This is a genomic window from Paenibacillus sp. RC67 (assembly GCF_030020805.1).
In the GTDB taxonomy this organism is placed as follows: domain Bacteria; phylum Bacillota; class Bacilli; order Paenibacillales; family NBRC-103111; genus Paenibacillus_S.
In genome coordinates this window covers 7,035,197-7,059,552 of sequence record NZ_CP125098.1, presented here as the reverse complement: position 1 = coordinate 7,059,552, position 24,356 = coordinate 7,035,197, and the positions used below count along the sequence as shown (strand labels likewise).

Here is a 24,356-nt window from a genome sequence, read left to right as displayed (position 1 = left end):
GAAACGTGGAGTTTTATAAATTAGAAAAGAGGTCTCACCCTATGTCCAGATTTGAAGAATGGGATACGAAGCCAATTTATGATACAGCCGAGCGGTGGAAGGAATGTCTACTCGACGGAGATTCACTTCTGTGGCCGGGAGAAAAGGTTTGGACATTAGCAAATGTGGAGTCGTTTATGGAAGCGTTGGGCAGTCCGGATGGGTCAGACGCTGATTTTTTCACCAAACTGAAAGCTCAGTTACAAGGTAAGCCAAGGGGAGTCTCTCAGCTCGCGTGCGAGGTCCTACTGGTTTACTATTTGTTCCCGCGAAAGATCAAAGGGGATACGAAACGAGCAGCACTGAAGATGGTTGTGGAGTGGTCAGACGAAGTCACGCTGGAGGACCATAATCCTGTTTTACAGGCCTTGGAGTGGGGGATCGGTGCGACGGGGACCGCTTATAATACTCGTCGTTATTATGAGGTGCTCTTTATTCTAAGCTTCTCGAGAGTGATGTTGGAAAAGCCGATGGAGGAAAGTCGTGCTTTATTAAATAATCATTTGCAGGTTCGCACAGTCTTGGACTCGACCAAGGGGACCTCAAACCCGATGAGCCGGCATATTCTGCTTCATCTGCTGTTCCCGGACTCCTATGAGCGAATCTCGAGCCAATCACAGAAACTAAAGATTCGGAATGCGTTTGAGAAGTTCATGGGCAACGAGCCGCTCCCTGCGTATGTGGATGATGCGTTGTATGCCATCAGAGGCAAACTGGAGAGTCTGCTTCCTCAGTCTCCCGTGGACTTCTACCGCACACCGGTTAAGGAATGCTGGGAATCTGGGGTTGTTACCATACAGGAAGCTGCAATAAATCGGATTCTTCAGGGTCAGTGCCGGTTCTCATTGGACGAAGCGAAGCTTCATCGGTTGTTGGAAGCTTTTCAAACGTATCGAAACAACCAAGCAATTAATTATGAAATACAATTGAGAAAGCCTATAGAGCATGTGCTTGATCAAATTCGCCAAATTATGAACGCTATGGAGGAAGATCCGGAACAAGCACGTGAGGACTTGAAAAACCTGTTCGCCGACAAGGATAAGTCCGTTACGGCAATCCTCGACAACCTGCTCTCCTCCCAGTATAATCAGCGGCAAACGTTCAAGGCGATGCTAGATGTTCTGCCAACTGAGCGATTTCGAGAGCTATTTTCCGCGTTACACGAACTGGGGGTTACTCAAGAGGTCCGCGAGCAGTTCAGCGAATATTATACAAGCTTGTACAAGCAAGGAAAGATAAACGCCGGAAGCAAGAATGCGCCGCTTATCACACCCCAGCTAATGGGAATGCTTTTGTGCGATCCCAGTGAAGAACCACATATTCTGTATCTGCCTACGAAGTACTTTCAACTCATTTCAGTGCTGGGGATTCCTTACCCTAACGATGTGTTAGAACGCTATCATCTATCGAGTTCGATTGCTGCAGAGATCCTAAGGTTTGCCAAAAATTATCATTATCCGGTGGAAGATCAAGTCGACGTCTATTTATTGGTGCACTCATTCCAGCCAGATTGGCTGGCTGATGAGGAGAGAGGGGGGTACATGTGGAAAAGAATCTGATCCTGTATGGTCCGCCGGGAACCGGCAAGACCTATGAAACGGTCTATCACGCATTGCGGATTGTGGAGCAAGATATCGATTCGAAGCTGTTGAAGGATCCGAAGCTGCGTGAAGAGGCAATGAATCGATATCGTACCCATGTGGAGAAAAACCAGGTGGTCGTCTGCACCTTCCATCAATCCTACAGCTACGAGGATTTCGTGGAAGGAATTCGGTTCAATACGGAGACCAGGGATACGAGGTGAAGGACGGCATCTTCAAAAAACTATGTCAGGCTGCCAAATCTGACTTGACCAATCCTTCGGCTCCCGCTTATGTCATCATTATCGATGAGATTAACCGGGGCAACATCTCCAAGATTTTCGGAGAGTTGATCACCCTGATCGAGCCGGATAAGCGTCTGGGCAGTACGAATGAACTGACTGTAACGCTTCCGTATTCAGGGGAACGCTTCGGTGTGCCGGCCAATGTTCATATCATCGGAACGATGAATACGGCCGACCGTTCCATTGCCCTTCTGGACACGGCTCTTCGCAGAAGGTTCGAGTTTGAGGAAATCGAGCCCAACCATACGATTCTTCCGAAGGATGTTGAGGGTCTAGATGTCCGCGTGCTGCTTAAAACCATGAATGAACGCATTGAGGTACTGTATGATCGTGACCATCGTATCGGTCAGGGTTATTTTGTGACGGCGGGTATACAAGGGTTAGACTTCTATAAGACGGTTATGACCAAGCAAATTATTCCGCTTCTGCAGGAGTATTTCTATGACAATTGGGAATTGATCGAACTGATGCTGGGCGGTGCCGGTACGAAACTGGGCGATCCGGATTACCTGATCTCTAAGAGCAAGGTGGATACGACTCGACTGTTTGGCGGCAAGCAGCCGGCTCAAAGCTTTGGCAAAATGACTTATACGGTGAATCCCAATCCGTCGCTTAAAGCTCTAACACGAATTTACGAATCGAGCCTCGCGACTGCCAATGAAGATGAAGATGAAGAGGAACAGGAATGAAGCGTCTTATAGTAACCGAATGTTACGGTGCCATTCCGATTAGCCGACAAGGGGGAAGTGGGGCGCTGAGCGACAGGCAAGCGGATGAGCTCAGTCAGTATGTGGAGCGGCATGTTCTGGACGCGGATCTGATCCGGATCGGGAGGGACCAGGTTCGATTCGTGAATTACGTGGGGTTCCTAAGGATGTCCGATTATTCGATTGAGGTACTCCCCAAGGTGCATGCCGACAACCTCGGTTATTCCCGTAAAATCCTGCTTCGGATGCTGGCCAGAAGCGGTTACCTGGAGATTAGCGAAAGTGAAGCCGATCAATTGGAGATCGAAGAGATGGATTTGTTCGAGATCCTTTCGCTGCTCTACGTACGCCGGGTGACGAGGGAACTGGTACAGGGTGTGATAAGAACATATGTGAGCGTTGAGGACGAGCTTCAGACGCTTCGCGGCCGCATTAACGTGCCATCTCAGATGAGAACTTCTCATCGAATGTCGACTGCGGTACCTTGTATCTATGATGAATTCGACTCTAATCATGAATTGAATCAGGTCTTGAAGGCAGCGCTGGTTAAGGTTGTGCGGCTGACAGCGCAGCCCCGAATTCGTACGATGGCCGCTCATGCCCTAACCTATCTGGAAGAGGTGGATGAACGGGCGGTCGTGGCTGGCTTGCGTGCTCAAATCGGGAAGAGGAGACCTCGGTTCGATCGGTTAAACCGAAGGTTCGAGCCGAGTTGGAAATTGGCGCATCTGTTGCTTTCGGAGAACTCTCCATCCAGCCGGCTTGGGGGACAATCAACAAGCGGATTGCTATTCAAGATGAATGAGCTGTTCGAGCATTACGTAGGTTTCTTGCTTAGGCAGGCCGCTTCCGACGTGGTAACCAAGGATCGTTCGAAGAAGCTCTTGGTTAAGGACGGAAACGGGAAGCAAGGGGTTTTTCAGCTGGAACCGGACTATCTTATATCGAAAGGGAATGGGGAGCCATCCATCATTGTGGACACGAAGTGGAAGGTGATCTCAAGTAAGCTTCCCCGACATGGGGTACAGCGGGAGGATTTCTACCAGATGTATGCGTATTTGACTCGTTACCCGGAGGTAGGGAAGGTGATCCTGCTATATCCTCATCACGACGATGTTAAGGTGCTTGATGACAATGGCCCTTCGGAGGCTTGGCATCTGGAAGGGGAGCCGGGGAAGCGGCTTCAGGTGTATACCTTGGATTATGATAATGAGGAAGAGGCGTTGGAGAGAGTGAAGGAGATGATCTTCTAGTCTGTTCCTTAACGGGAGCGAACTAATGCGCATCCTTTTATTTATTGAGGATAGAGTGGAAAGGAAGATAAGGACTAAGCTCATGATAATTAATGTAAGAAGAGGCGCCCCACGAGGCGCCTCTTTCCATTCTCAAATACTTACTTCCCCTTACATTCCACCTCCCGCCGCTCAATCTCCATCTCATCGAGCAGTTGCCAGAGCGGTTCCATCGCTTTGGCGCGGTCGCGGTAAAAGGTGCTACCGCGGACACGCCAGAACCTCCAGCCGACTCGCTCGAGGATGCGCTGGCGATCCATGTCTGCCTCCCATGCATCAATCCCATGCCACTTGTCGCCATCGCATTCGACGGCCAGTCGGGAGCGGAGGCCTTCGATGACAAGGTCAATTATTCGGCCATAAGTGCCGACCTTATACTGTGGGATCACCCGATAGCCCCGGGAGGATATCAGCTTGAAAACATCCTGTTCAAACTGGGAGTCGAATTCATGTTGAACCTCCTCGAATTCCTTGATGGTGCGTCCGGGATTCTGGCAATACTCCAGTAGACGATACCGCATGCAGTCTGAATTGAGATCATTCAGCTTAACCGAATGAAACAGGATCATTTGGTCCCGAGCCCGAGAAGCGGCAACGTTGAATCGCTGCTGATCCGAGCGTTTGGTTAGGGCCGTGGTGCGACGATTCGGAGCAGCAACCATCGACAAGAAGATAATATCCCGCTCATCCCCCTGGAAGTTGTAAGCATCACCACAAGTGATGTTCCGGTTGGCCATTTCCTCGGCACCGATCTGATCGCGAAGCAGATCTTCAATCAGCTTCGCTTGATCGTTGGCTTGTAAGGAAATGACGCCCATACTTTTTCTAGCATACCGTGGGTTAGCAATGCATTCCTTGATGCACTGGACTAAGGCTTCTGCCTCCGGTTGATTGAGCGCCTTCGCCCCATCTTTTCGGTATCCCTCGGATACGTGAATCGCCAGGATAGCTGGCTCCATCCGCTCGCTGACGGAAGGAAGGCGCAAGGGATCCATGCTGCCGCCATACATCAGATCGTTCGAAAATTGGATAATCTCCGGCACACAGCGGAAATGCTCCTTGAGCACAATCTTGCTGCCGAACATTTGGGAAGCGAGATCGAACAGACTCGTCTTCAGTTCGTAACGGCGATGGTGCGGAATGCCGATAAGGTAACGGTTCATCAAATCGCTCACATCAGAGATGTTATCGAAGCTTTCCGGACTGATCTGGTTATCGTCCCCAACCACAATCACCTTCTTGGCTCTCAGCAAGACGCTAAGGGCGAAGATGTTGCTTTGGCTGCTTTCATCAATGATGGCCACATCGAAGCTTTGGTCTGTCAGTTGCATATTCTCGATCACCTTTTGGATCGGCATGATCCAGACTGGAATGGCGCTGCGGCAGCTATTCATCTCGGAGGTGGCTTCCTTACGGTACATGTTTGCGTATTTCCCCGTGCCTTTGCCAATACGCTTCATGGCACTCATCCAAGCATGAAGGCTGGCTTTCTGTGCCCGTGTGACTTGTTTAATCTGCGTAAGCCAGGTCGAATGGGTCACATAGTCCCGGATCAGCTTGGCCTCGAGTCTACGCTCCTTCATTAGCTCCTGCTGCATCTCTTCCACCGAGGCTGCCTTTTGATGCTTGGCCCACCAGCTGGAAATCTGGCTGTACAGCCATGCTTCCTGTAAGTCGGATGGGATGGTGATGTTATGCCCGGCGTTCTTCTCGGCTTGCAAAGCTTGGAGCCAGTTCGGCGCGGTTTGTTGTAATTTATCGAAGCAAACTCTTACCAAGGAATAGGGTTCTACAAGACTTTCAAGTCTCAGAATCTCAGCGTAAAGGGAACGATACCTCGCTCCATCGAGACTTACACAGACCTCTAGTAGCTGATCCCATAGGATGTTCGGGTTCTCGGCGGGTTTGCCTGCATGAAGCTTACTTTCAAGAACCATTGTGAACCGTTCCGCTTCTTCGCAGAGTCTACGGGCCTCGATAGCCTCTATGCCATCGAGCAGGCTCTGGAACCAACCGGCCTCAATCCAACGACGGGGGAGCGGTGCGCCTAACAGCGATACGCTGTCTCCAAGCGGCACAATCATTTGGCCATGCCATTGACAGATTAGCTTCAGCTTGGCAAGCAGGGTCTCAAGGGTGGAGGAGAATCGCTTCATCTCCGCATCGATCAATACGCCGTCGAATTCCTCCATGATCCGGTTCCAGCCTAGCGACGTTTTCTGTTTCAGGTCCTTTAGCTCGATGTAATGCAGGACCCGTTCCGCATCGTCCGCATTCCGGATGGGCAATCCATTCAGACGAACCTGCTCGAACAAGGGCTTGAACTTGCGGCCTGTAACCATTTTCAGCAGCCAGCCAACTTGCCCGCCTCCATATAATTTGGAGCGTAGCTCTATCAGGAGCTCCTTGGCAATGGTGGGATGCATCGTATCCGGAAACACCAATTCCGTTTCACGAAGCGTACTCTCCAATTCCCGAATTCGGTTCAGTCGAGCGATCATATCTACAACGAAGTTTTCCCATTCTTGAACCCGATTGCTGTGAGTCACGACTTCATTGAGGATCGTCATGAACCAAGGTTCGGCATTCGCATGAAGTTTCTCTAAGGCATCCAGCAGTTGACGTTTCAGCGAACCCAGTTCTGCAGGCGCGTGTTCGATATTCCATCCGTTTACGGTATGCGCTGTCTGCTGCACTTTAGTCCTTCTGGCCTCTATGCTTCGGGCATGTTCCAGGAATACCTCCGGTGCGGGAAGAGTGCTGGAGGATGGCCTTGCAGACTCAAGCTCTTCCATATCCAATAATGTCAGTCGGTTATACCTTTCAACAAAGGCTTGAAGCCCCTCGTCACTCAGCGGAAACGATGAACCGAAAGGTATAGTATCGGGGAACCAAGAATAGTCAACATATTCCGCCAGCCATTTTCCGATATCGAGCGGTGTCATTTCCGAACCACTAATGGATAAAGTTTGATTCTCGCGAGCGGCCGCTTCACGCATTTCATGATGAAGCCGAGCGATATTTTTGCGAGTTTCATGCAATTGGTCCCGAAGTTCTTTGATTCTCTTCTCCAGAATGGCAGGCTGCCAGCGGTCCAGATTTTCCGCTATGGTGCTGATCGAGTCCTCGAGCTCCTTCATGGCCTTGGAATCACCGCCAAGCAGGCTCACGCATAAAGAACGGATCTCTTCCGGGATTTTCGCTTTTACAACTTTCAAAGCCTTCTCGCCTTGGCTCGTGACCAAGATCCGTTTCCCTTGGGCCAGTAAATGGGAGATCAGGTTGGCGATCGTATGGCTTTTCCCCGTACCAGGTGGGCCCTGTACCACTACTCCCGCACTTCGCTCCAGCTTATAAGCAATTTGCCTCTGATCCTCGTTGGATGGAAGGGGAAACAACAATTCGGAAGAGCCAGCCCCGACAGCTGTACTTGTACTGTGACCTTCGGGAGGCTCGGATTCTCCTAACCCTTCTTCGTCACTTATCAGCATCTGAATCGTGTCCGGAATCGGGTATCCATTTCGCAAGCTTTCAAGTACGTTACTTAGTTCATTCTGCCAGAGGCGCCCCCCGCTCTTGCGAAGCATGATAACCGGGGAGAAGGAAATGGAAGGGGTTGCGTCAATAGGAGTAGGATTTGCCTCCTGCACGTACTTGCCTTGTGGACTGATGGTCTGAACCACTTCTTGAAGCAGGGGCAATAGCGATTCTTCACGGCTAAAATCCAATTCTATCTCAGTCAATTGTCGTCCCATTTCTTGGATACGCTGAATATTCGGCACATCTATGTTCGCCAGCATATCCGATTCCAGAATGGTGCCGGCGCTTGTAGGCAGCAGGTAGAAGGTACGCTGTTTCGGTTCAAACTGAAGTTCGAGCTTCGTTGTAATCAGAGGCCGTTTGATTTTCTCACCGCCTGGCGCCCACGTGAACAATCCATGACCCCATACTAGCTCGACCGAATCCCCTTCACGCTGAAACTGTTGGTGTACAGCAAAAAGGTGGGTATACAAATCATTGATCCTTTGTCGAGGGAGCATGACCTGTGCCCATTGACGCCAAGTATCCAGCCATGACTCGTAGATTGAGATTCGAACCAAGTCGTCCCCAAAATATTCCTCTCTGCCATCAGCGAGATCCACGACCACGCTCTTAACGACTACGGGCTCCGTTTCCGGATTGTTTATATCCTTAATCCAGCCGCTGAGCTCCAGAGGAAGGGAAGGAGGAGGTTCGACCTGTTGCTTACACACTTCCAGCCACGCCTCTTGATTCTTTCCGGTTCCGTATAAGTTGCATCCCTCTCCTACAGGCAGCTGGTGCTGCCACCAGACCCTCTCGTACTGATCCAAGCTACGGATGGGCTTCTCATCCAAATTCTTAACAGCGAGCAGGTATTCAAAAATCTGCATCGCTTTGGATAACATTTCGTTCAACGGATTGGCCTCCTACTACATAACCTTTTGATTCCATTTATAATTAATAATAACATACCTGTAGAATAGAATGATCTCGATTGATTGGAAATGTAATTTTTACAAGTGCTTTCGAACAAAGGCAGGATGATGTTGAATGTTGACGAAAATATAAGGAATTAGTTTAATTCCCCAGTTTTGTTACCGAAGGTTAAGTAAGTGCGGCTGATTCTAATCCTAAGAACACTAATTTATAATGGAGAATTCACGGGGAACATACGTTTCCTGACATGATTGTGCCTTTTTAATGTTTTATACTTGCAGTGACACGGCACACCTATCCCTGACTTATAGTCTTACATTTTGACTTGAATTATCTCAAATTCGGAGGAGTCTTTTTCATGAAAGGAACTCAATGGAACGAATCCCAAACAAAAAAGATATTTTATGCGCTGCCTGGATCGGAAGCGCTTATGGAGTATTTGGAGAGGCGGTTAGATACCGAAGGACTAGTGACCGAGGCTAAAGAAAGGCTATTTCCGGAAAAGGCTCAAGGATGTATGGTTTATAAAAGGGATACACGTAATTTGCTAACTTCAGCTCCGCGCAAACGTGATAACTATATTCATGTTGTGTTGACCTTCGGCAAGATTTCCGCAGCTCAGCTCTCCGACCGTAAGCTGAGGGTAGGAAGCGGAAGCGGGAAAGGGCAGGATGTAAGGCTATATTCCAATAGGGATATAGACATATTAATTTCCCTTATTCAGGAGACAATGGGCGGAACTACCATTGACTCAGCAGCATCGTCGGATATCATCGATCTCGCAGAATGGGTAGAGAAATATCTATCTGATTCCAAGCGCCAGAAATGGAATAAGACTCTTGATTCAGCGAGGAACGACTTTATAGATAACTTTATGGAATTGGAACAACTGCAAAGCGGTAAGCTTGCTTTAGGCGATTTCAAAAAGCAGCTAGATATAAAAGCAAAGCAGAAAACGGACGGAATTAACATCTGGGGATTTAGCGGTTTTTCTGGACAAATGTTTTTCAATCAGCTGTTCAATCAAGCCGAGCATGTAGGCGCAATCGATGAAATGATGGTAGCGCTTCTGGATGCTATTACGTTAACAGAACAATCTAACGAAAATTTTGAAGAATGGTCAAAAGAAAAGCTTGCAACGTTCATTCAACAAATAAACAATATCAAAACTCGAGCAACGGCAAAAGGTTACTCTCCGCAAAAATGTGCAAACACTAATTTTGCGCCTTTTTTTCTTAGTTTTTTCTGGGGACTTCAAAACCTACATGAACATCCGATTTTCTATAAAGCGAGCCGCGGTGGTTTAAAAATATTGGGATACTGGTCGCAATCTGATGATCAGTTATCTAGTGTGGAGCAATATGGTCGCTTCCTTCATCAAACCCAATCTTTGGTCCAAGAAATCGAGGAGATAACGTCAGAAAGCTGGGATATGCAGCAACTCGAGCATTTTTTGTACTATATTCAGGAGGAATTTACGGAAGATGAGGAAACGAATGATATATCAAACGCTCCTGTTGTCCAGCCACAACCACTCTCGGATGAGATAACCGATCTACTGAAGCGTTTCGGCTACTCAGTATCTCAAGTATCGTCATTAACTGAATGGGAACCAACTGTTGGGCAAATCTCAAATTGTGTAAATATTTGGAAATACGATTGCACACGTCGTCAGGTCATGAATTCGTTCATATTTCTTTGGGAAAAGGATCCAGATGTGTTCCATGCCCAGATTCATGATGAAAATGAAGAGGGGCAAACCCGATTTCTATTAGAAATCGAGGAATCGCAACCATCAGACTTTTTGATTAGATTCGAACAATATCTCTCATCTGCTGTTTCAACCGTAGCTTACACACTGGACGATGCGCAGAAAGAGACTTATTTAAATCAAGATTTGCTGCAGGAGTGGCTGGATCTGCTTACTGATCGCAGGCAAATCATTTTCTATGGGCCGCCAGGCACAGGGAAAACGTTCGTTGCTCAAAGGCTTGCGAAAGTGTTAGCTCAACAAGAGCAACGTATCCGTCTCGTACAATTTCATCCATCCTATACCTACGAAGAGTTTATTGAAGGGCTTAGGCCGGAAGTGATTTCTCAATCAGGGGGACCGTCGCAACTGAATGTGTCCGTGAAATCAGGTATCTTCGTCGATCTGTGCCGTGAAGCAGCCAGGTCAGAAAATCGCGATCGACCCTACATTTTGATCATTGATGAAATCAACCGTGCCAATACTGCGAAAGTATTCGGCGAACTGTTATTTGCGCTTGAGTATCGTGGCGCATCCATTGAACTACCGTACTCCCGAAAAAGATTTTCAATTCCGGAGAATGTGTACGTCATTGGAACGATGAATACGACTGACCGATCACTAGCCCAAATCGATCTAGCACTGAGAAGGCGGTTCCAGTTCATTCAATTCTCGGCGAAAGAAACAGATCAAGTAATTTCGAGGTTTCTCGCTCAGCATGTGCCAGAAATGCAGGGTGTTGCCCAATTGCTCAAAGACGTGAACGCTACAATAGGCTCTTCAGATTTGGCTATCGGTCACAGTTACTTTATGAAGCCTGACCTGAAGTTCGCATCGCTTGAGAAGATTTGGAAGTATCAAATAATTCCTTACTTGGAAGAGTTATTCGTCATGGAACCCGAACGGGTAGCTGACTATAAACTCGAAAGTCTTCTTGCGAAAAGCGAGTATTTCGTATGACGGTCCGTCAAGTTATTGAATTAAAGGAATACCAGACGATCGATGGTCTTCAATTGACCACCGCCGAAGTGGAGTGGTTAAAATTACGTTGTTCCAAAGCCATAGAACTTAGGATTGGTTCCAATTGTATCGTTAGCTTAACAGCTACATCTTGGATAGGACGCATAAGTCTCCCGGAAGTAGAAATTCGAATTCGTCCCAAGCTTCCTCTGAACCGGATATGGAACTGGCTCTCATGGGCGTATGATCTCAAAAGCTTGAGATGGATTGGCAGTGCTGGATTTGACTCAAACTATGATGATATGGATTGGCTAATCCGATTTTATGTAAAGGCATGTGAACGTATCGCAGCGATCGGACTTCGAAAGAACTATGTTCCTATAGAGGATGTAATCCCGTCCGTAAAAGGGATTCTACAATCATCGCTAACGGTTGGAAGATGGCTGAAGCAAGATTACCGATTCGACTGCAGGTTTGATGAGTTTACAAGTTGGGTGAATGAGAATCGTTGTATCTTTGCAGGTTTACAGAGTATGCGTAAGCTGCAGATTAAGGATGCAAGCTTGTACTTAAATCTACAGGCATTGATGGATGTATTCGGACGGGAAAGAAGCCTACTTCCGCCGATGATGCTAACAGACGCGATAGGAAAACAGCTACTAATCCGAATGCAAGCCAATCGTATGAATCAGCAATACTGTGAAGCTTTCAACTGGCTTCGGCTTTACTGGAACTGTGTGACAATTGCAGATTCAGAAGGCGGTTTAAAGGCAGAAAGTTTCTTGTTGGATATGAATGAATTGTATGAAGCATATGTTGCTGCTCGATTTCGTGCTACGCTTGAGCCCCAAGGCATTCGGGTTATCGCTCAACAGCATGATTGGCTGGCAGAAGAGGGTCGGATCAAAATTGTACCAGATCTTATTCTGCGCGATTCATCAGGTCGTGAAATCATCGTTGACACAAAATATAAACAGAAGAAGGATGACGCTTCGATTAATGCGGATGTATTTCAGATGCTGGCATATTTGACAGCTCGGAAGTCGGACACAGCCATTCTCCTATATGCTTCCGGACCTGAGCGGAAAGACCGGATCAAGAATGCTGGATTCTCTGTGTTACAGTGGAGTTTGAACTTGGAATCTACCGGCGGTTATCATGAGGAAGAAAGTAGGTTTTTGAATCTAATCAATAGAGTTAGAGGAATGTTTGACAACACTTAATATCTACATCATGGAGGACTTCAATGATATTGAAGTCCGCTTTTTATTGGGAACGAGTGTTCGGTGACAAGCTGATGTCAAGCTAGCGGGTTACAATGAATGTAAAGTACTCTCAAGGAGCGTGTTCCATTGGATAGACTACAAGATATGCTTTATCACCTTATCACCGGATTACAACAATGGACAAAAAACTATGATCATGTCCCAGAGGAGCTTCACAGGGGCATGCTTATGTTTATACGAGAAGCCGGAAGGTCAGGGGCTGAGATTCCTACGGATTTGCACCGGCTTCTTCAAATTTTGCATAAACCATCTTCTGAATGGGGAATTCAAGGGCTTATTGAATATTATCCTGGCGAATCCTCTCTTATTGAAGAGTTTATTGGGATAATTCCGGATGCAGAGGATTTCATTAATACATATATATCCCCTGATGAAGCTCAGCAGAAGAATATGCTGGCTATTTTGCAATTTTGCAGAGATGAAAACCGGAATTTGCAAGCAGAATATACTCAAATACGCACATTTTTGTCCAGGCCTCAGAATGCAGTATTGTCTGCGCTTCAACTCGCGCAATTTACTGAGTCCATTCGTGACCGCGAATTAAGCGCGTTAGTGCGTCAATGTTATGAAGAGGTAACTCTACAGATGGATAATTATCGTAAATGCCCGCATTGCGGTTGGACATTAACATACAAGCATGATCGATGGCGATGCAACAAAGAAAATATCTGTCACTCGCTAGCTGATTTCGAGAAATTTGATTTGTTCAACTTTAAAGATGAACGAGTATTCCGGCAGCTTCCCGGTATACAGAGGTATGTGCTGTTACCTGGGATTTCAGAAATGAAAATTGCCGAATGGTTAAAACAGAAAGGGTACGGAGTAGAATTATATCCTAATATTGATGAGTATGATCTTGCAATTTCACATAATAACATTGAAAGTAAGATGTTTTTGGATGTCAAAGACTTCAAAGATCCAAGAACGCTGGCGAATTTCTTTAATCAAAAAACATTATCGTATTTGGAGAAGTATGGTCAACAGGTGTACGTTGTTATTCCCAAATACCGAAATGATCTATATCCATCTTACGGTATGAGAGCATCAACTCTTTTAAAAGAAGACACACGGAAACTTATAAAAATCATTATGGAGAATGAATTGGAAAAAACGTTGAAGGAGGTGCTCTGGTGAGGAAAACCTATTGGGATTTAACTGAAGAAATAAACAAAGAGTTTTTCTCGCTAGAACTGCCCAAAGCCGACATATCAACAATAATAAGCCTGGAGCTATTTATGACGGGCTGTCATTTGATTGATTCGATGCTTCATATTGATCAGGGTTGGTCGTTATTGGTCGGTTATGATGAGCCGGTTTTAAAGTACATCGAACATAAGGATATCGTAGTCCGACTTAGAATTTTATTCCCTGAGTTAAAGAGTAAGAAAATACTGGTTAGGCGGATTGAAGCCTATCGAGCTATTGATATGAAATTTCGTTTGTTTGATATCGATGAAAAGGGAAAGCTTAACCAACTGGTTCCGCGATTTTTGACTAGTAGAATAAACAATTACGAACAGATACTTAAAAAACCGATTCCCAGACAAATCAATACAACTCCTTTTGCGACTCAAGGGAAATTCGAATACTCCAGAATCGTAAGAGGAGGATTTATTCAAAGCTTTCATGGCAACATCCCGGAAGCTTTAGCAGTAAAAGAAAAGCGTGTATTACCTTCTTATCGTGAGAAGAAGAAGCTTAGTCTAGAGTTGCCCTTCAATGGGCTTTCGTTGGGCAAAGAAATGGATGAAATAGCCGGGAAATCTTCATCTTGGGCGAACAGAGCAACTGCAGTTGTACTGGAGTCAATAGATTGGGATATAGAGTTTGTTTACAAAGGAAACCAGCATATAGGCGGTGCATTGGGAGCAGGGAAATCTACTTTCATGCTCATGGAGACGTATCGTCTCGTGAAGCAGGAAGGTGCCAGAGTCGGCTTTATTGAAGGCAGCGTTTCCCAAGTGATAGAGCGTATCAAAATTCTGCGTGAGTTAGGTATTCATGCTGTTCCAATCATCGGCAAGTCATCCAGAAAGACGCATCAAGAGAATTATTTATTTGCAAATGCCGGCGGGATTATCGAGCTTAGTGATTGGACGAACAACGAATTTCAAGATCTAAAGCATTTGTCGGACGTATGTGTTATTAAAGCGCTGTCTGAAGATTACGAACGAAATAGTAGTTATCCGTGTACTCAGCTAAAACAAGAAAATAAGTCTGTGAAATGTCCATTAGCGGATCAATGTGGAGTTTACCGTGATTTCTCCCGACTTGCAGAAGCAGATGTTTGGGTGGCTACGTCTGCAAGTGTACTCAAAACAAGGATTCCAGCGATGATTGATCCGTTAGAGAGGACGATCTATGAAGCGATGTACGACCTAATGGATGTTGTATACGTGGACGAAGCGGATGAAGTCCAAAAGCAATTCGATGAGACGTTCTTATCGGAATATAATGTTTTCGGAAGCGTAGAGGATATCTTTGAACGGTTGTCAAACGAATCTCATCATTTAACAAATGGACGATATCATTTAGCAGGTGATCCCGTTGTGACGGAGTGGAAAGATAAACTTCGCCAATTAGATCAAATGATTTGGAGAATTTATGAAAAGTTAGATCGTTCTCTAACATTGCGTAAGAATATCAGTCGTAATCTGATTAGAGTGGCGGCGCTGGCCGATTCATTAAGCGAGAAGATTTCCTTCGACGAGGAATCGCAAAAGAAGATTCGCAAACATTTATTGGATTATGCAAATGAGCCTTATCAGGATTCCAGGTTATCTAGCATTGTTGATGAGTTAATTGAAAAGGAAAATCACGATGAAAAGCAAAAGCTGCTGACTCAAATTACAGAGAAGCTGCTTAAAGGAACAATTCGGCCGCGAGTAAACAAAGATTTATTTTATGCGCAATTGGAGTTTTATATTTATTTATGCCGAGCGGAAGAATGTATCAAGTTCATTCTGACTTCCTTTACTATGATTCAAGCTAAGCTGGGAATGTCCGCAGATTTTTCTCCGTTATTCACCATGCAGAAAGATTATCAAGCGTTCATGAAAGAGGCCATGACGGGAACGATGATCGGGTATAAATATGATTTGAAGGATGGGGAAACGACAGGAGCATTTAAATTAATCGAGTATACAGGAGTTGGCAGATTATTATTACATGACTGGCATTGTGTATATGAAGATTCTGATCAGAAACGAGGACCGGCAGTTATCTTTCTATCTGGGACAAGCCATGCACCTGAATCCGCGCATTACCATTTGAACACGGGATCCAAATGGTTGCTCAAAGCAGATCGAACATCTCCGGAAGTTCAAATAACATTCAAACCCATTCTTGACGCTCGCCATGATAAATTTCTTGAAGTCTCAGGGATAGGCGATGAAGAGGTTAGAAACAGCAATTTATATGAGATGGTTCAACAACTTAAATCTGATATTCTTTATGAATTGAAATTTTGGAGTAGTAGAGGAAATCCGCGAAGGGCACTCTTAGTGGTAAATTCGTATGATGATGTTGCCACAGTCGCCAGGGCGTTTCGTAGTGATCAGAGTTGGCAAGGACGTTATAAAGTTCTTTCAAGGGAAAGGAGTCATGAACCAGATCAATTCCCTAGAACAATGATTGAGTCGTTTCGCAAAGAAAGGGCTGAAGTATTGATTGTACCGCTTCTCTCTGTAGGTAGAGGCTACAATATATTGGATCAAAATGGAGAGTCGTTATTTGGATCGGTCTTTTTCCTCGTTCGTCCTTATCCTATTCCGAATGACATGAATTACTTGGTTCAAGCGCTCCACTCCTACTTGACTCAATATTTACAACGAATAACAGGACAAGGGATTCATTACGAAAAAGCTGTTTCTAAATTACGTCAAATTAGCAGCGGTAAGTTCGAAGCGATGTATAAAAAGCCTGACTACTGGTCGATTCTTAACGATTCTGAAAGAGAAGTTATGGCGTGGTATACGTTTATCCCGATTTGGCAAATGATTGGACGATTGCTGCGCGGCGGTAAAAATGCCAGAGTATTTTTCTGCGATTCAAAGTTCAATGCAAAGCCTGCTGGTAAACCAGAAGGGATGTCCATGTTGGATAGTTGGGCAGCGATTATGCAGAAGCACAAAAGGGATCCTTTGTTCTTGAGTTTGTACGGACCATTTATCGACGGAATAAATAATATCACTCGGGAGGGATATAGCGATGAAGAAGATGGAACTGTTTGCATTGGAGATTGATGAAACGCTGTTTTATAACGAAACTATCTATTATATGAAAATGCCGGAGAGCTGGAGAAACTTCTTTAATAGAGAGCGTACAGATCGCTTTAAGCTTGCATTTAAAGTAGAACCTCTAGGAAAGAAACTTAAAAGTATTTTTCCTGAAATAATAAGCGTATGTTCAAACAACAAGGTGTTGCTCGATGATCAGCCTTGGCTAGTTTCCACAAAACCTATTCATTCATCGTATATAAAACATTTGACGCTTGGATGGCTAGCACATTTAAAGGATTATTCGATTCTTGATTTACCGCATGACGTAAGAGATTCGGAGCTTGTTTGGGTTTCTTCTACGTTTGGTGATGTTCACGAGTTCGTTGATAACTACCAGTGGGTTCCCGGCATGGCAGCAGTCAAGTTCTGCCAGGAATCAAAGTTTCTTGATTTAGGTAATGAGCTACGTGAAGAGCTGAAATTCTATCATGTTATCTTTAATGATAAACACGAATGCATTTCTAATCCGATTCGAAAATCTCATCGTCATGATCCATTTTCTTATGTCATTCGATTTGCATTGAAGACTCGTGGGGGAGATGCTGATCGAGCCCTACTAACGGTTTCCTTGGGGACAAGAAGGTATTTGAGCGATGTACAAATCAAAGATGGCAAGTGTTACATGAGGTCTGGGCATTCCTGTTCGGTTTTGGTATCTGTTCAAAATCCATATGTTACGAGCTTAGATCGTTCATTTTCCCAATTGAAATTTGAAAGACGTCCTCGCAACTCTTCATATACATCATGGGAGAGCGCATTAGACGAATTGTATTGGGATGTGCTGAATGGGGAGTCTTTCGAGGCAGATTCGTTGCTTGTGAATCCCAAGGTCTATTCCGATGGGGATGGAGAAATCACGGCTTATGTCGTGAACAACAATCTATTTGCTGGAAATAGTGTGAAAGCGGGAATCGGCCTTCCTGAGAAAAGCGGTTTGTATAACTTGGCCAAAGGGTTCTTAACGGATTATGGTGCAAGAGAACTTCAACTTATTCCTGATATTTCTCTTAAAGGTATGAATGACAATCGCTTTCCAATCGTTGTTCCTAAGGAAGAGCGAGTAACTATCGAGATTTATAGTTCTCCCGAGATGTTTGAAGCAGTAAAAAAGGAACTATCTACAGCGCAAAAGTCAATTGATAACGTAACTATTCTTGATGAGATTTCTGACTCCGTCTTCAGATTAAATTCGGATAAAGAGTTCATTGTTGAACTTGTCCATTGTAATCCAGACATCATAACATCGGAGTTAGAGATAGATAGATATAAGGATAACTCGATCGCTCAAGAAAAGCGTATTAATCAAATTGTAAAGCAGCTTTCCAAAGATGAACAACCTAACCATTCGGTATTAGCTCTTGTAGAAATTGAAGAAAAGAGTAAGTGGAGAGAGGGGTCCGACCCTAAGAAAGCTATTCGGGAAGGATTGAAGCGGACAGGACGGCTGTCGCAATTTATTTACCCGTTAACAGGTGATGAGAAAGGAGATTTATCCCGCATTCTGAATGCAGTGTTAGACCTTTTTAACGATTATGGTCTATTTAGTGATAACGTCAATAAGATCAATGCGTCTGGAACGTTGTTATCTATATCTGTCATAAAAGCTGGAAAAAAATATTTGCCTGCCATTTCAAGATTAGACGGCACGGATCTCAGTGTTAAGCTGTTAGGTAATGATAGGTGGATGACTTTGTCTGAAGCGGCACTGAAAATGGATGAATCTAAATTTCTTGATAATCCTCGAAGAGAAAATAAAAGCAGCGAAGTGTTTAAAGCATTTATCACAGCTGAGATTCACAGTGAACTAGAACGAAGTTCGGGGCAAGTCATTGTGCTTATCAACGCTACCTTAAGACACGGTTGGTTGGGGGCTATCGGTAATTCAAAAATACAATGCGATCGTGTTCCTTATCTTAATGAGCGCTTGGCCAATGAGACACGATTAAGGTTCATCCGCATTAACGCGACGGATGACATTCCTCAATATCGAATCATTATTGATGATGAGATGAACAGGTTTACTAAAGCATTAGGAGTTTTTAAGGACCCTGCAGGTATTTATTACGGTGTAGGCGGAAGACCAAATGCATGGAAAGGAATCGCTAACGATGCAACCAAGTTTTCATCGCCATCCAAATTATTGCTCCAACAACGGGCTGTGGAATACATTCCGTTAGGAGCAGAGAATGAAAGCGAGTCGGATGAACTTGCTCTTCTAGCGGATCATCTAAGACGATTAGGGTTGACTTATGATAAGCACACCATTTTTCCGTATACGATGCGTGTAATGAGCTCACTATCTAAATATATAACCGGTAACGAAGACAATTATGATTATGACGCTGAGTTTGATGAGGAAGTGGAGTTGGACTCGGAGGAAGATTTGATACTCCAATCCTAGACCATCTAAATAATCTTAATATGCACTGTACAAGGAGATGCTGTTATGCGGCTCAACAAATTAAGAATAAGCAACTTTCGTAGTTATGGACCAACGGAAACGGTAATAGATTTCGAAAATATTACAACATTTATCGGGGCTAACAGCAGTGGGAAAAGTGCTGCACTACAGGCACTAACTAAGTTGTTCGGAGAAACAAATGCAGATAGAACGTTAGAAAAATCCGATTTTTATGTATCACATGACGAAGTACTTGAGGATTTGGAAAGACGAGAGTTTTACATCGAGGCGAATTTCTCATTTCCGGAAATTGAGACCGATGAAGGTGAAACACATTATGCAATACCTACGTATTTTGATAACTTTGTTGTTGAAAACACTGGCGAGGCACCGTTCTTGCGAATTAGACTACAAGCTACATGGGAGCAAAGCAATACGCCAGATGGAATCATAGAAAGTAAAGTCAACTATATGTCTCTATCAGAGGATGCAGAAGAGGTAGCTACGAGAATTCCGCCAAGCGAGCTCTCACAAATAAAAATCATTTATGTTCCAGCAATTCGCAATCCATCCACGTTATTAAGGAATGCGACCGGAACATTGCTCTGGCGTGTATTGAAGAGTATTAACTGGTCAACGGAAACAAAGGAGAACATCAAGGATCAACTAAAACGTGCTGAAGAATCCTTGTTTGAAGAGGCTGGGTTGGAGAGAGTAAGGGATTCACTGAAAGATCACTGGAAAAAATACCATAAGGATACCCGATACTCGGAAGCAAACATCAGATTTAATAGCACAGACTTGGATCAATTAATAAAAAAGTTTGAAGTTGATTTTATGCCATCCATAACGCAAAAAGCTTATTCCATTGATTCATTAGGAGATGGGCTTAGGTCTTTATTCTATTTGTCACTCGTGGATTCGTTTCTGGAAATTGAACAGCAAGCTATGGACAATAGTGAAGATGAGGACGCGCCACTATTTAACATTCAAATTCCAGCCTTAACAATACTCGCTATCGAAGAACCTGAAAACCATGTGTCTCCTCATCTATTGGGGAACATTATCGTAAACTTAAAAAGAATTGCTTCGAAGAATAATTCTCAGGTCATAATAACCTCACATACGCCAGCTATTGTGAAGAGGGTTTCGCCCGAATCGATTCGGTATTTTAATATATCAATTGATGAATTAGTTACGAAAGTGAAAAAGGTAGTATTGCCTCTTAAGCAAGGATCAGCAGAGAACGAAGAAGCGTATAAATACGTTAAAGAAGCTGTAAGAGCATATCCAGAAATTTATTTTTCAAAATTAGTTATTTTAGGTGAAGGGGATAGCGAAGAAATTGTTATCCCTAAAGCAATTGAACTGGATACCGAGGAGCAGCTAGATAGCATTGCGGTATCTGTTGTGCCATTGGGAGGTAGGCATGTCAATCATTTTTGGAAACTTTTAAAAGAATTGGACATCCCTTACGTTACATTACTGGACCTTGATAGAGAACGTAACGGAGGGGGATGGGGGAGAGTCAAATATGCTTTAGAGCAGTTGATTAAAATAGGAACGGACAAGAGTCAGCTGCTATTACTTTCTAATCAAACCATATTAAGTGACGATCGATTAAGTGTAATGCATACTTGGTCTGAAAATAATCAAGAGAATCAAAGGGCATGGTTAGGTAGACTGGAGCGGTACGATGTATACTTCTCAAGCCCATTGGATTTGGATTTCATGATGTTAGAGGCATTCCCTGAAGCTTATAAAAGTGTGCTAAAAGGAAATGAAGGTCCACGAATCGATCGTGCAGGTAAAATTTCCGAAATCGAGGATAATGATCCTCCGGTAGATGGATATTTAGAACGTGTGGACTTAGCAACCAAACATACTTTAAAAGAAGGTGGGGGCAGTGGCGAAACCTATACTTTCGAACAGAAAAAATTAATGGTGTGGTATGATTACTTCTTCTTACAACGAGGGAAACCTGTTACACATAGATTAGCCTTACTTAATATTAGTGATGAGACGTTTAAAGATAGTTTACCTGCTCCATTAAAGCGACTAGTTGCTAAAGTGAAACAAAAACTTAATGGCGAATAAGGAAAGGTTAATAAATGAAAATTATTGATAAACATATATGGGAACCCGCTGATGGATTAACTCTCGAACCCGCAGCTCTTCAAGTTGTAAAGAGCGAAAGTAATGCTCTTGTTATTGCTGGTCCTGGGGCAGGTAAGACGGAGTTGCTTGCTCAAAGAGCGTGTTTTTTACTTGAAACTAATACATGTAAAGCCCCAAGGAAAATACTCGCAATTAGCTTTAAGAGAGACGCCGCTAAAAATCTTGCAGAACGAGTAGAGAAACGCTGCGGTACAGAGCTTTCAAAAAGATTTCAATCTATGACGTATGATGCATTTGCTAAGAGTCTTGTGGATCGTTTCTATTTAGGTATTCCCGAGGATTACCGGCCTAACTCAGTCTATGATATTGCTGTGATGGACCGAACCCAGAACGACATCAGAACAGCATATGAACATGCTGGCTTTGTTCGTCCTGCTTGGCTACAACCTCGAGACATAAACGGCTTTTTAGAAAAAGAAATTGTTCGATATAGTTTACCATTGCCCCGTGAAAATGAATATCCGACAAAGAATGCATGGGAACTCCTTTTGAAAGGCAATGTAACAGGTACGGCAAGGCTCTCATTTACCATGATCACACGGTTGGCAACATATTTATTACAAAGTAATTCGCAGTTGAGAAAGTCATTACAAATGACCTACAGTCATGTATTTCTTGATGAGTTTCAAGATACCACGCGCATTCAGTATGAATTTGTTAAAACATGTTTCTACAATTCTAATTCGGTACTCACAGCTGTTGGGGATGGCAAACAGCGAATAATGGTTTGGGCTGGGGCAATGAGAGAAGTGTTCCCAACCTTCATTTCTGACTTTGGATCCAGAAATTATCAGCTAATAATGAATCATCGGTCTGCTCCTAGGCTCGTAGAAATTCAAAAAATGTTTTTCTCGAGATTTAATGAACAACCGATTTCAATACAAACAAATCCAAAATGGCAAGCCTCGGATGGACAAGCCTATCTTCATTTATTTGATGACCATGTACAGGAAGCTAAAGTTATTGCAAATCTTATCCAAGAGTATATTAGTGATGGGAATCACAAACCCAATGATATATGCATTCTGGTTAAGCAACGAGTTGATACATATTGCAGCGCATTACTGATGGAATTAAATATGCTCGGAATTCAGGCTCGTAACGAGGGTATATATCAAGACTTTTTGAAAGAAGATTATATATCGCTATGCATAAATACTTTTATTTTAGTAATCAGAAGAGATGCTAGTTCATGGACCTACTGTCGGAATATATTATTGGATTTGAGGAAAGAGGATGATTCTTCTTCTGAGATACACACATCACAGAGTGAGTTAAGCGACTTTATATTGGAGCTAAAATCTGATTTAAGGGGAATAAACAGTGAGAATGATCTGAAAATGATTGTCAACAAAATTACCGATTTTTATTCTATAGATGCCCTTAAAGCTTACTTCCCTCAGTATTTAAGATCAAATTACATTGATAGATTAAGTTCGCAATTTGTAAATTATATATGGGAAGAGTACGTTAAGTCAGGCACTATAGGAGCGGCGATAAATAATTTGCTCGGTAAAAATACAGTCCCGATAATGACAATCCATAAAAGTAAAGGCCTTGAATATAAGACGATAATTTTTTTGGGATTAGAGGATGCAGCATTTTTTAGATTTACTGACCAAAGAGAAGAGGATACCGCGGCTTTTTTCGTAGCTCTTTCAAGGGCAAAAAACACGCTTCACTTTACCTTTAGTAAAGTAAGACCAATTGGGCGGTTTAGCAATCAAGACAGGAGAATTATAGCTGATTTTTATCAAGCATTGCACGATTCGGGAGTTGTAGAATCTGTGAACCATGCAGCGAGCACCGAGGTGATTGTGTGACTAAACTAATCAAAGATTTTTGTGATGGCGATGAATTTGTTGGCTTCTATATAATCAAAGAAATAGAAGCCAAACAAACAAATAGTTCGATACCAAAAGATTACTTAGACATTGTGCTTGCCGATTCTAGCGGACACATTTCCGCAAAGTATTGGGAAGCAAGTAAGCTCGATATTGAAACATTCTTTCCGATGTGTCTTGTTAAAGTGCAGGGTGTGGTTCAAGTATACCGTGAAAAACTGCAAGTAAAAGTAATACGAATCCGAAAAACAACGGAACAAGACGGGGTATCCGTAACGGATTTTATCCGTGCCGCCCCTGTAGGTGCTGACGAACTAATCCCAATCATTGAAAATGCCATAAATAGTCTAACTCATAATGATATTAAATCGATTGTAACTTTTTGTTTTGAGAAAGTGAAAGAAACACTGCATTCTGCACCCGCGGCTAAATCCCATCATCATGCTTATTACGGTGGACTAGCTTACCATATAGTTCGAATGCTTGAACTAGGCGAATTTATTAGTCAGCAACGGCCGTTTCTTAACTCGGATTTGATTAAGGCGGGCATCATCTTGCATGACATCGCAAAACCAGTGGAAATGATTTCGGAGTATGGTATGGTAATTGATTACAGTAATCAAGGCAAATTGATCGGACATATCAGTATGGCTGCCAATTGGATTACAGAAGCTACAATTAAACTTGGGCTCGATTTAGAGTCGAATGCCATCATGGCACTACAACATTTGATTCTGTCTCATCATAATTTGGGTGAATGGGGAAGCCCTGTTCAACCGCAATTACCGGAAGCTGTGGCCCTTCACTATATCGATGCGATGGATGCTAAGCTGCAGATGGTAGAGGACATGCTTCAAACAACCGCGGAAAGTGAAGAATGGACACCGGTTATTCGTGGTTTGGAGAACAAAGCGATTTATAGATTGAAAATATGATCTGCTCTGGGGGGAGAACATTGATTTGGGTAAACGTCCATATCCCTGACAAGTTATGTACAGCACATATATCCACATGCGGTCATGTTCTTCAAGAAGAAACAGGCCTTAAAGGAATTAGAGAAATCAAAGGTGATGGCGGGTGGTATGATTTCTCGCTCGTGGAGGAGGCATCGTTTTGGTCGGGAAATAACTATCCGCATTATGAGTTTAAGAAATGCGGTAAGTGCAAGCCGTAAATACGACGAGCAGCAATAAAGAAGAATCTCAGGGAGATTACAGCCGCGATGAATAATAATGATGATTTGCGTGGTTCGTTTACGGTAGTTTACGAAAGTACT

14 protein-coding genes are annotated in these 24,356 nt (G+C 43.8%); 13 read left to right on the top strand and 1 reads right to left on the bottom strand.

Features of this window, described 5'->3' with window-relative positions; translation table 11 throughout:
- Window positions 1–41: 41 nt before the first annotated feature.
- The 4 genes from QMA13_RS31905 to QMA13_RS31890 are packed head-to-tail and all read left to right on the top strand — an operon-like array spanning window position 42 to window position 3,884.
- Window positions 42–1,598: a hypothetical protein gene (locus QMA13_RS31905; protein ID WP_282937657.1), complete on the top strand. Its 1,557-nt coding sequence runs from the start codon at window positions 42–44 to the stop codon at window positions 1,596–1,598.
- A complete protein-coding gene (locus QMA13_RS31900; protein ID WP_282937656.1) occupies window positions 1,583–1,843 on the top strand; it encodes a hypothetical protein in 261 nt (86 codons plus the stop codon). The genes QMA13_RS31905 and QMA13_RS31900 overlap by 16 nt, the downstream gene beginning before the upstream one ends.
- Window positions 1,840–2,613: an McrB family protein gene (locus QMA13_RS31895; RefSeq protein ID WP_282937655.1), complete on the top strand. Its 774-nt coding sequence runs from the start codon at window positions 1,840–1,842 to the stop codon at window positions 2,611–2,613. Before QMA13_RS31900 ends, QMA13_RS31895 begins: the two co-directional genes overlap by 4 nt.
- Window positions 2,610–3,884 carry an McrC family protein gene (locus tag QMA13_RS31890; RefSeq protein ID WP_282937654.1) on the top strand — a complete coding sequence of 425 codons (1,275 nt, stop codon included), beginning with the start codon at window positions 2,610–2,612 and terminating at the stop codon, window positions 3,882–3,884. The genes QMA13_RS31895 and QMA13_RS31890 overlap by 4 nt, the downstream gene beginning before the upstream one ends.
- Before the next feature lie 140 nt (window positions 3,885–4,024).
- On the opposite strand, the gene QMA13_RS31885 is transcribed toward QMA13_RS31890, so the two are convergent.
- Window positions 4,025–8,350 (bottom strand): AAA domain-containing protein, encoded by a 4,326-nt coding sequence (locus QMA13_RS31885; RefSeq protein WP_282943664.1) that lies wholly within the window; start codon window positions 8,348–8,350, stop codon window positions 4,025–4,027.
- A gap of 389 nt (window positions 8,351–8,739) precedes the next feature.
- Here QMA13_RS31885 and QMA13_RS31880 point away from each other — a divergent pair, with 389 nt between their 5' ends.
- From QMA13_RS31880 to QMA13_RS31840, 9 genes are all read left to right on the top strand, one after another.
- Window positions 8,740–11,091 carry an McrB family protein gene (locus QMA13_RS31880; protein WP_282937653.1) on the top strand — a complete coding sequence of 784 codons (2,352 nt, stop codon included), beginning with the start codon at window positions 8,740–8,742 and terminating at the stop codon, window positions 11,089–11,091.
- Entirely contained in the window at window positions 11,088–12,314 is a 1,227-nt protein-coding gene (locus tag QMA13_RS31875; protein ID WP_282937652.1) for an McrC family protein, read from the top strand. Before QMA13_RS31880 ends, QMA13_RS31875 begins: the two co-directional genes overlap by 4 nt.
- A 300-nt stretch (window positions 12,315–12,614) precedes the next feature.
- A complete protein-coding gene (locus tag QMA13_RS31870; protein WP_282937651.1) occupies window positions 12,615–13,511 on the top strand; it encodes a restriction endonuclease-related protein in 897 nt (298 codons plus the stop codon).
- Entirely contained in the window at window positions 13,508–16,621 is a 3,114-nt protein-coding gene (locus tag QMA13_RS31865; RefSeq protein WP_282937650.1) for a pPIWI_RE_Z domain-containing protein, read from the top strand. Before QMA13_RS31870 ends, QMA13_RS31865 begins: the two co-directional genes overlap by 4 nt.
- The gene (locus tag QMA13_RS31860; RefSeq protein ID WP_282937649.1) at window positions 16,587–19,058 is read left to right on the top strand and encodes a pPIWI_RE module domain-containing protein; all 2,472 of its coding nucleotides are present in this window, start codon (window positions 16,587–16,589) and stop codon (window positions 19,056–19,058) included. Before QMA13_RS31865 ends, QMA13_RS31860 begins: the two co-directional genes overlap by 35 nt.
- A 45-nt stretch (window positions 19,059–19,103) precedes the next feature.
- On the top strand, window positions 19,104–21,155 hold the full coding sequence (locus QMA13_RS31855) for an ATP-dependent nuclease (protein ID WP_282937648.1): 2,052 nt from the start codon (window positions 19,104–19,106) through the stop codon (window positions 21,153–21,155).
- Window positions 21,156–21,169: 14 nt separating this feature from the next.
- Window positions 21,170–23,059: a UvrD-helicase domain-containing protein gene (locus tag QMA13_RS31850; RefSeq protein WP_282937647.1), complete on the top strand. Its 1,890-nt coding sequence runs from the start codon at window positions 21,170–21,172 to the stop codon at window positions 23,057–23,059.
- The gene (locus tag QMA13_RS31845; RefSeq protein WP_282937646.1) at window positions 23,056–24,015 is read left to right on the top strand and encodes a 3'-5' exoribonuclease YhaM family protein; all 960 of its coding nucleotides are present in this window, start codon (window positions 23,056–23,058) and stop codon (window positions 24,013–24,015) included. The genes QMA13_RS31850 and QMA13_RS31845 overlap by 4 nt, the downstream gene beginning before the upstream one ends.
- A gap of 20 nt (window positions 24,016–24,035) precedes the next feature.
- Complete coding sequence (locus QMA13_RS31840) at window positions 24,036–24,254, top strand: hypothetical protein (RefSeq protein ID WP_282937645.1); 219 nt, start codon at window positions 24,036–24,038, stop codon at window positions 24,252–24,254.
- The last annotated feature ends 102 nt before the right edge of the window (window positions 24,255–24,356 follow it).

Coding starts and splice junctions, on each gene's coding strand:
- QMA13_RS31905 (WP_282937657.1), top strand. CDS start 42: ATGTCCAGATTTGAAGAATGGGATACGAAGCCAATTTATGATACAGCC.
- QMA13_RS31890 (WP_282937654.1), top strand. CDS start 2,610: ATGAAGCGTCTTATAGTAACCGAATGTTACGGTGCCATTCCGATTAGC.
- QMA13_RS31885 (WP_282943664.1), bottom strand. CDS start 8,350: ATGTTATCCAAAGCGATGCAGATTTTTGAATACCTGCTCGCTGTTAAG.
- QMA13_RS31880 (WP_282937653.1), top strand. CDS start 8,740: ATGAAAGGAACTCAATGGAACGAATCCCAAACAAAAAAGATATTTTAT.
- QMA13_RS31875 (WP_282937652.1), top strand. CDS start 11,088: ATGACGGTCCGTCAAGTTATTGAATTAAAGGAATACCAGACGATCGAT.
- QMA13_RS31860 (WP_282937649.1), top strand. CDS start 16,587: ATGAAGAAGATGGAACTGTTTGCATTGGAGATTGATGAAACGCTGTTT.
- QMA13_RS31855 (WP_282937648.1), top strand. CDS start 19,104: ATGCGGCTCAACAAATTAAGAATAAGCAACTTTCGTAGTTATGGACCA.
- QMA13_RS31850 (WP_282937647.1), top strand. CDS start 21,170: ATGAAAATTATTGATAAACATATATGGGAACCCGCTGATGGATTAACT.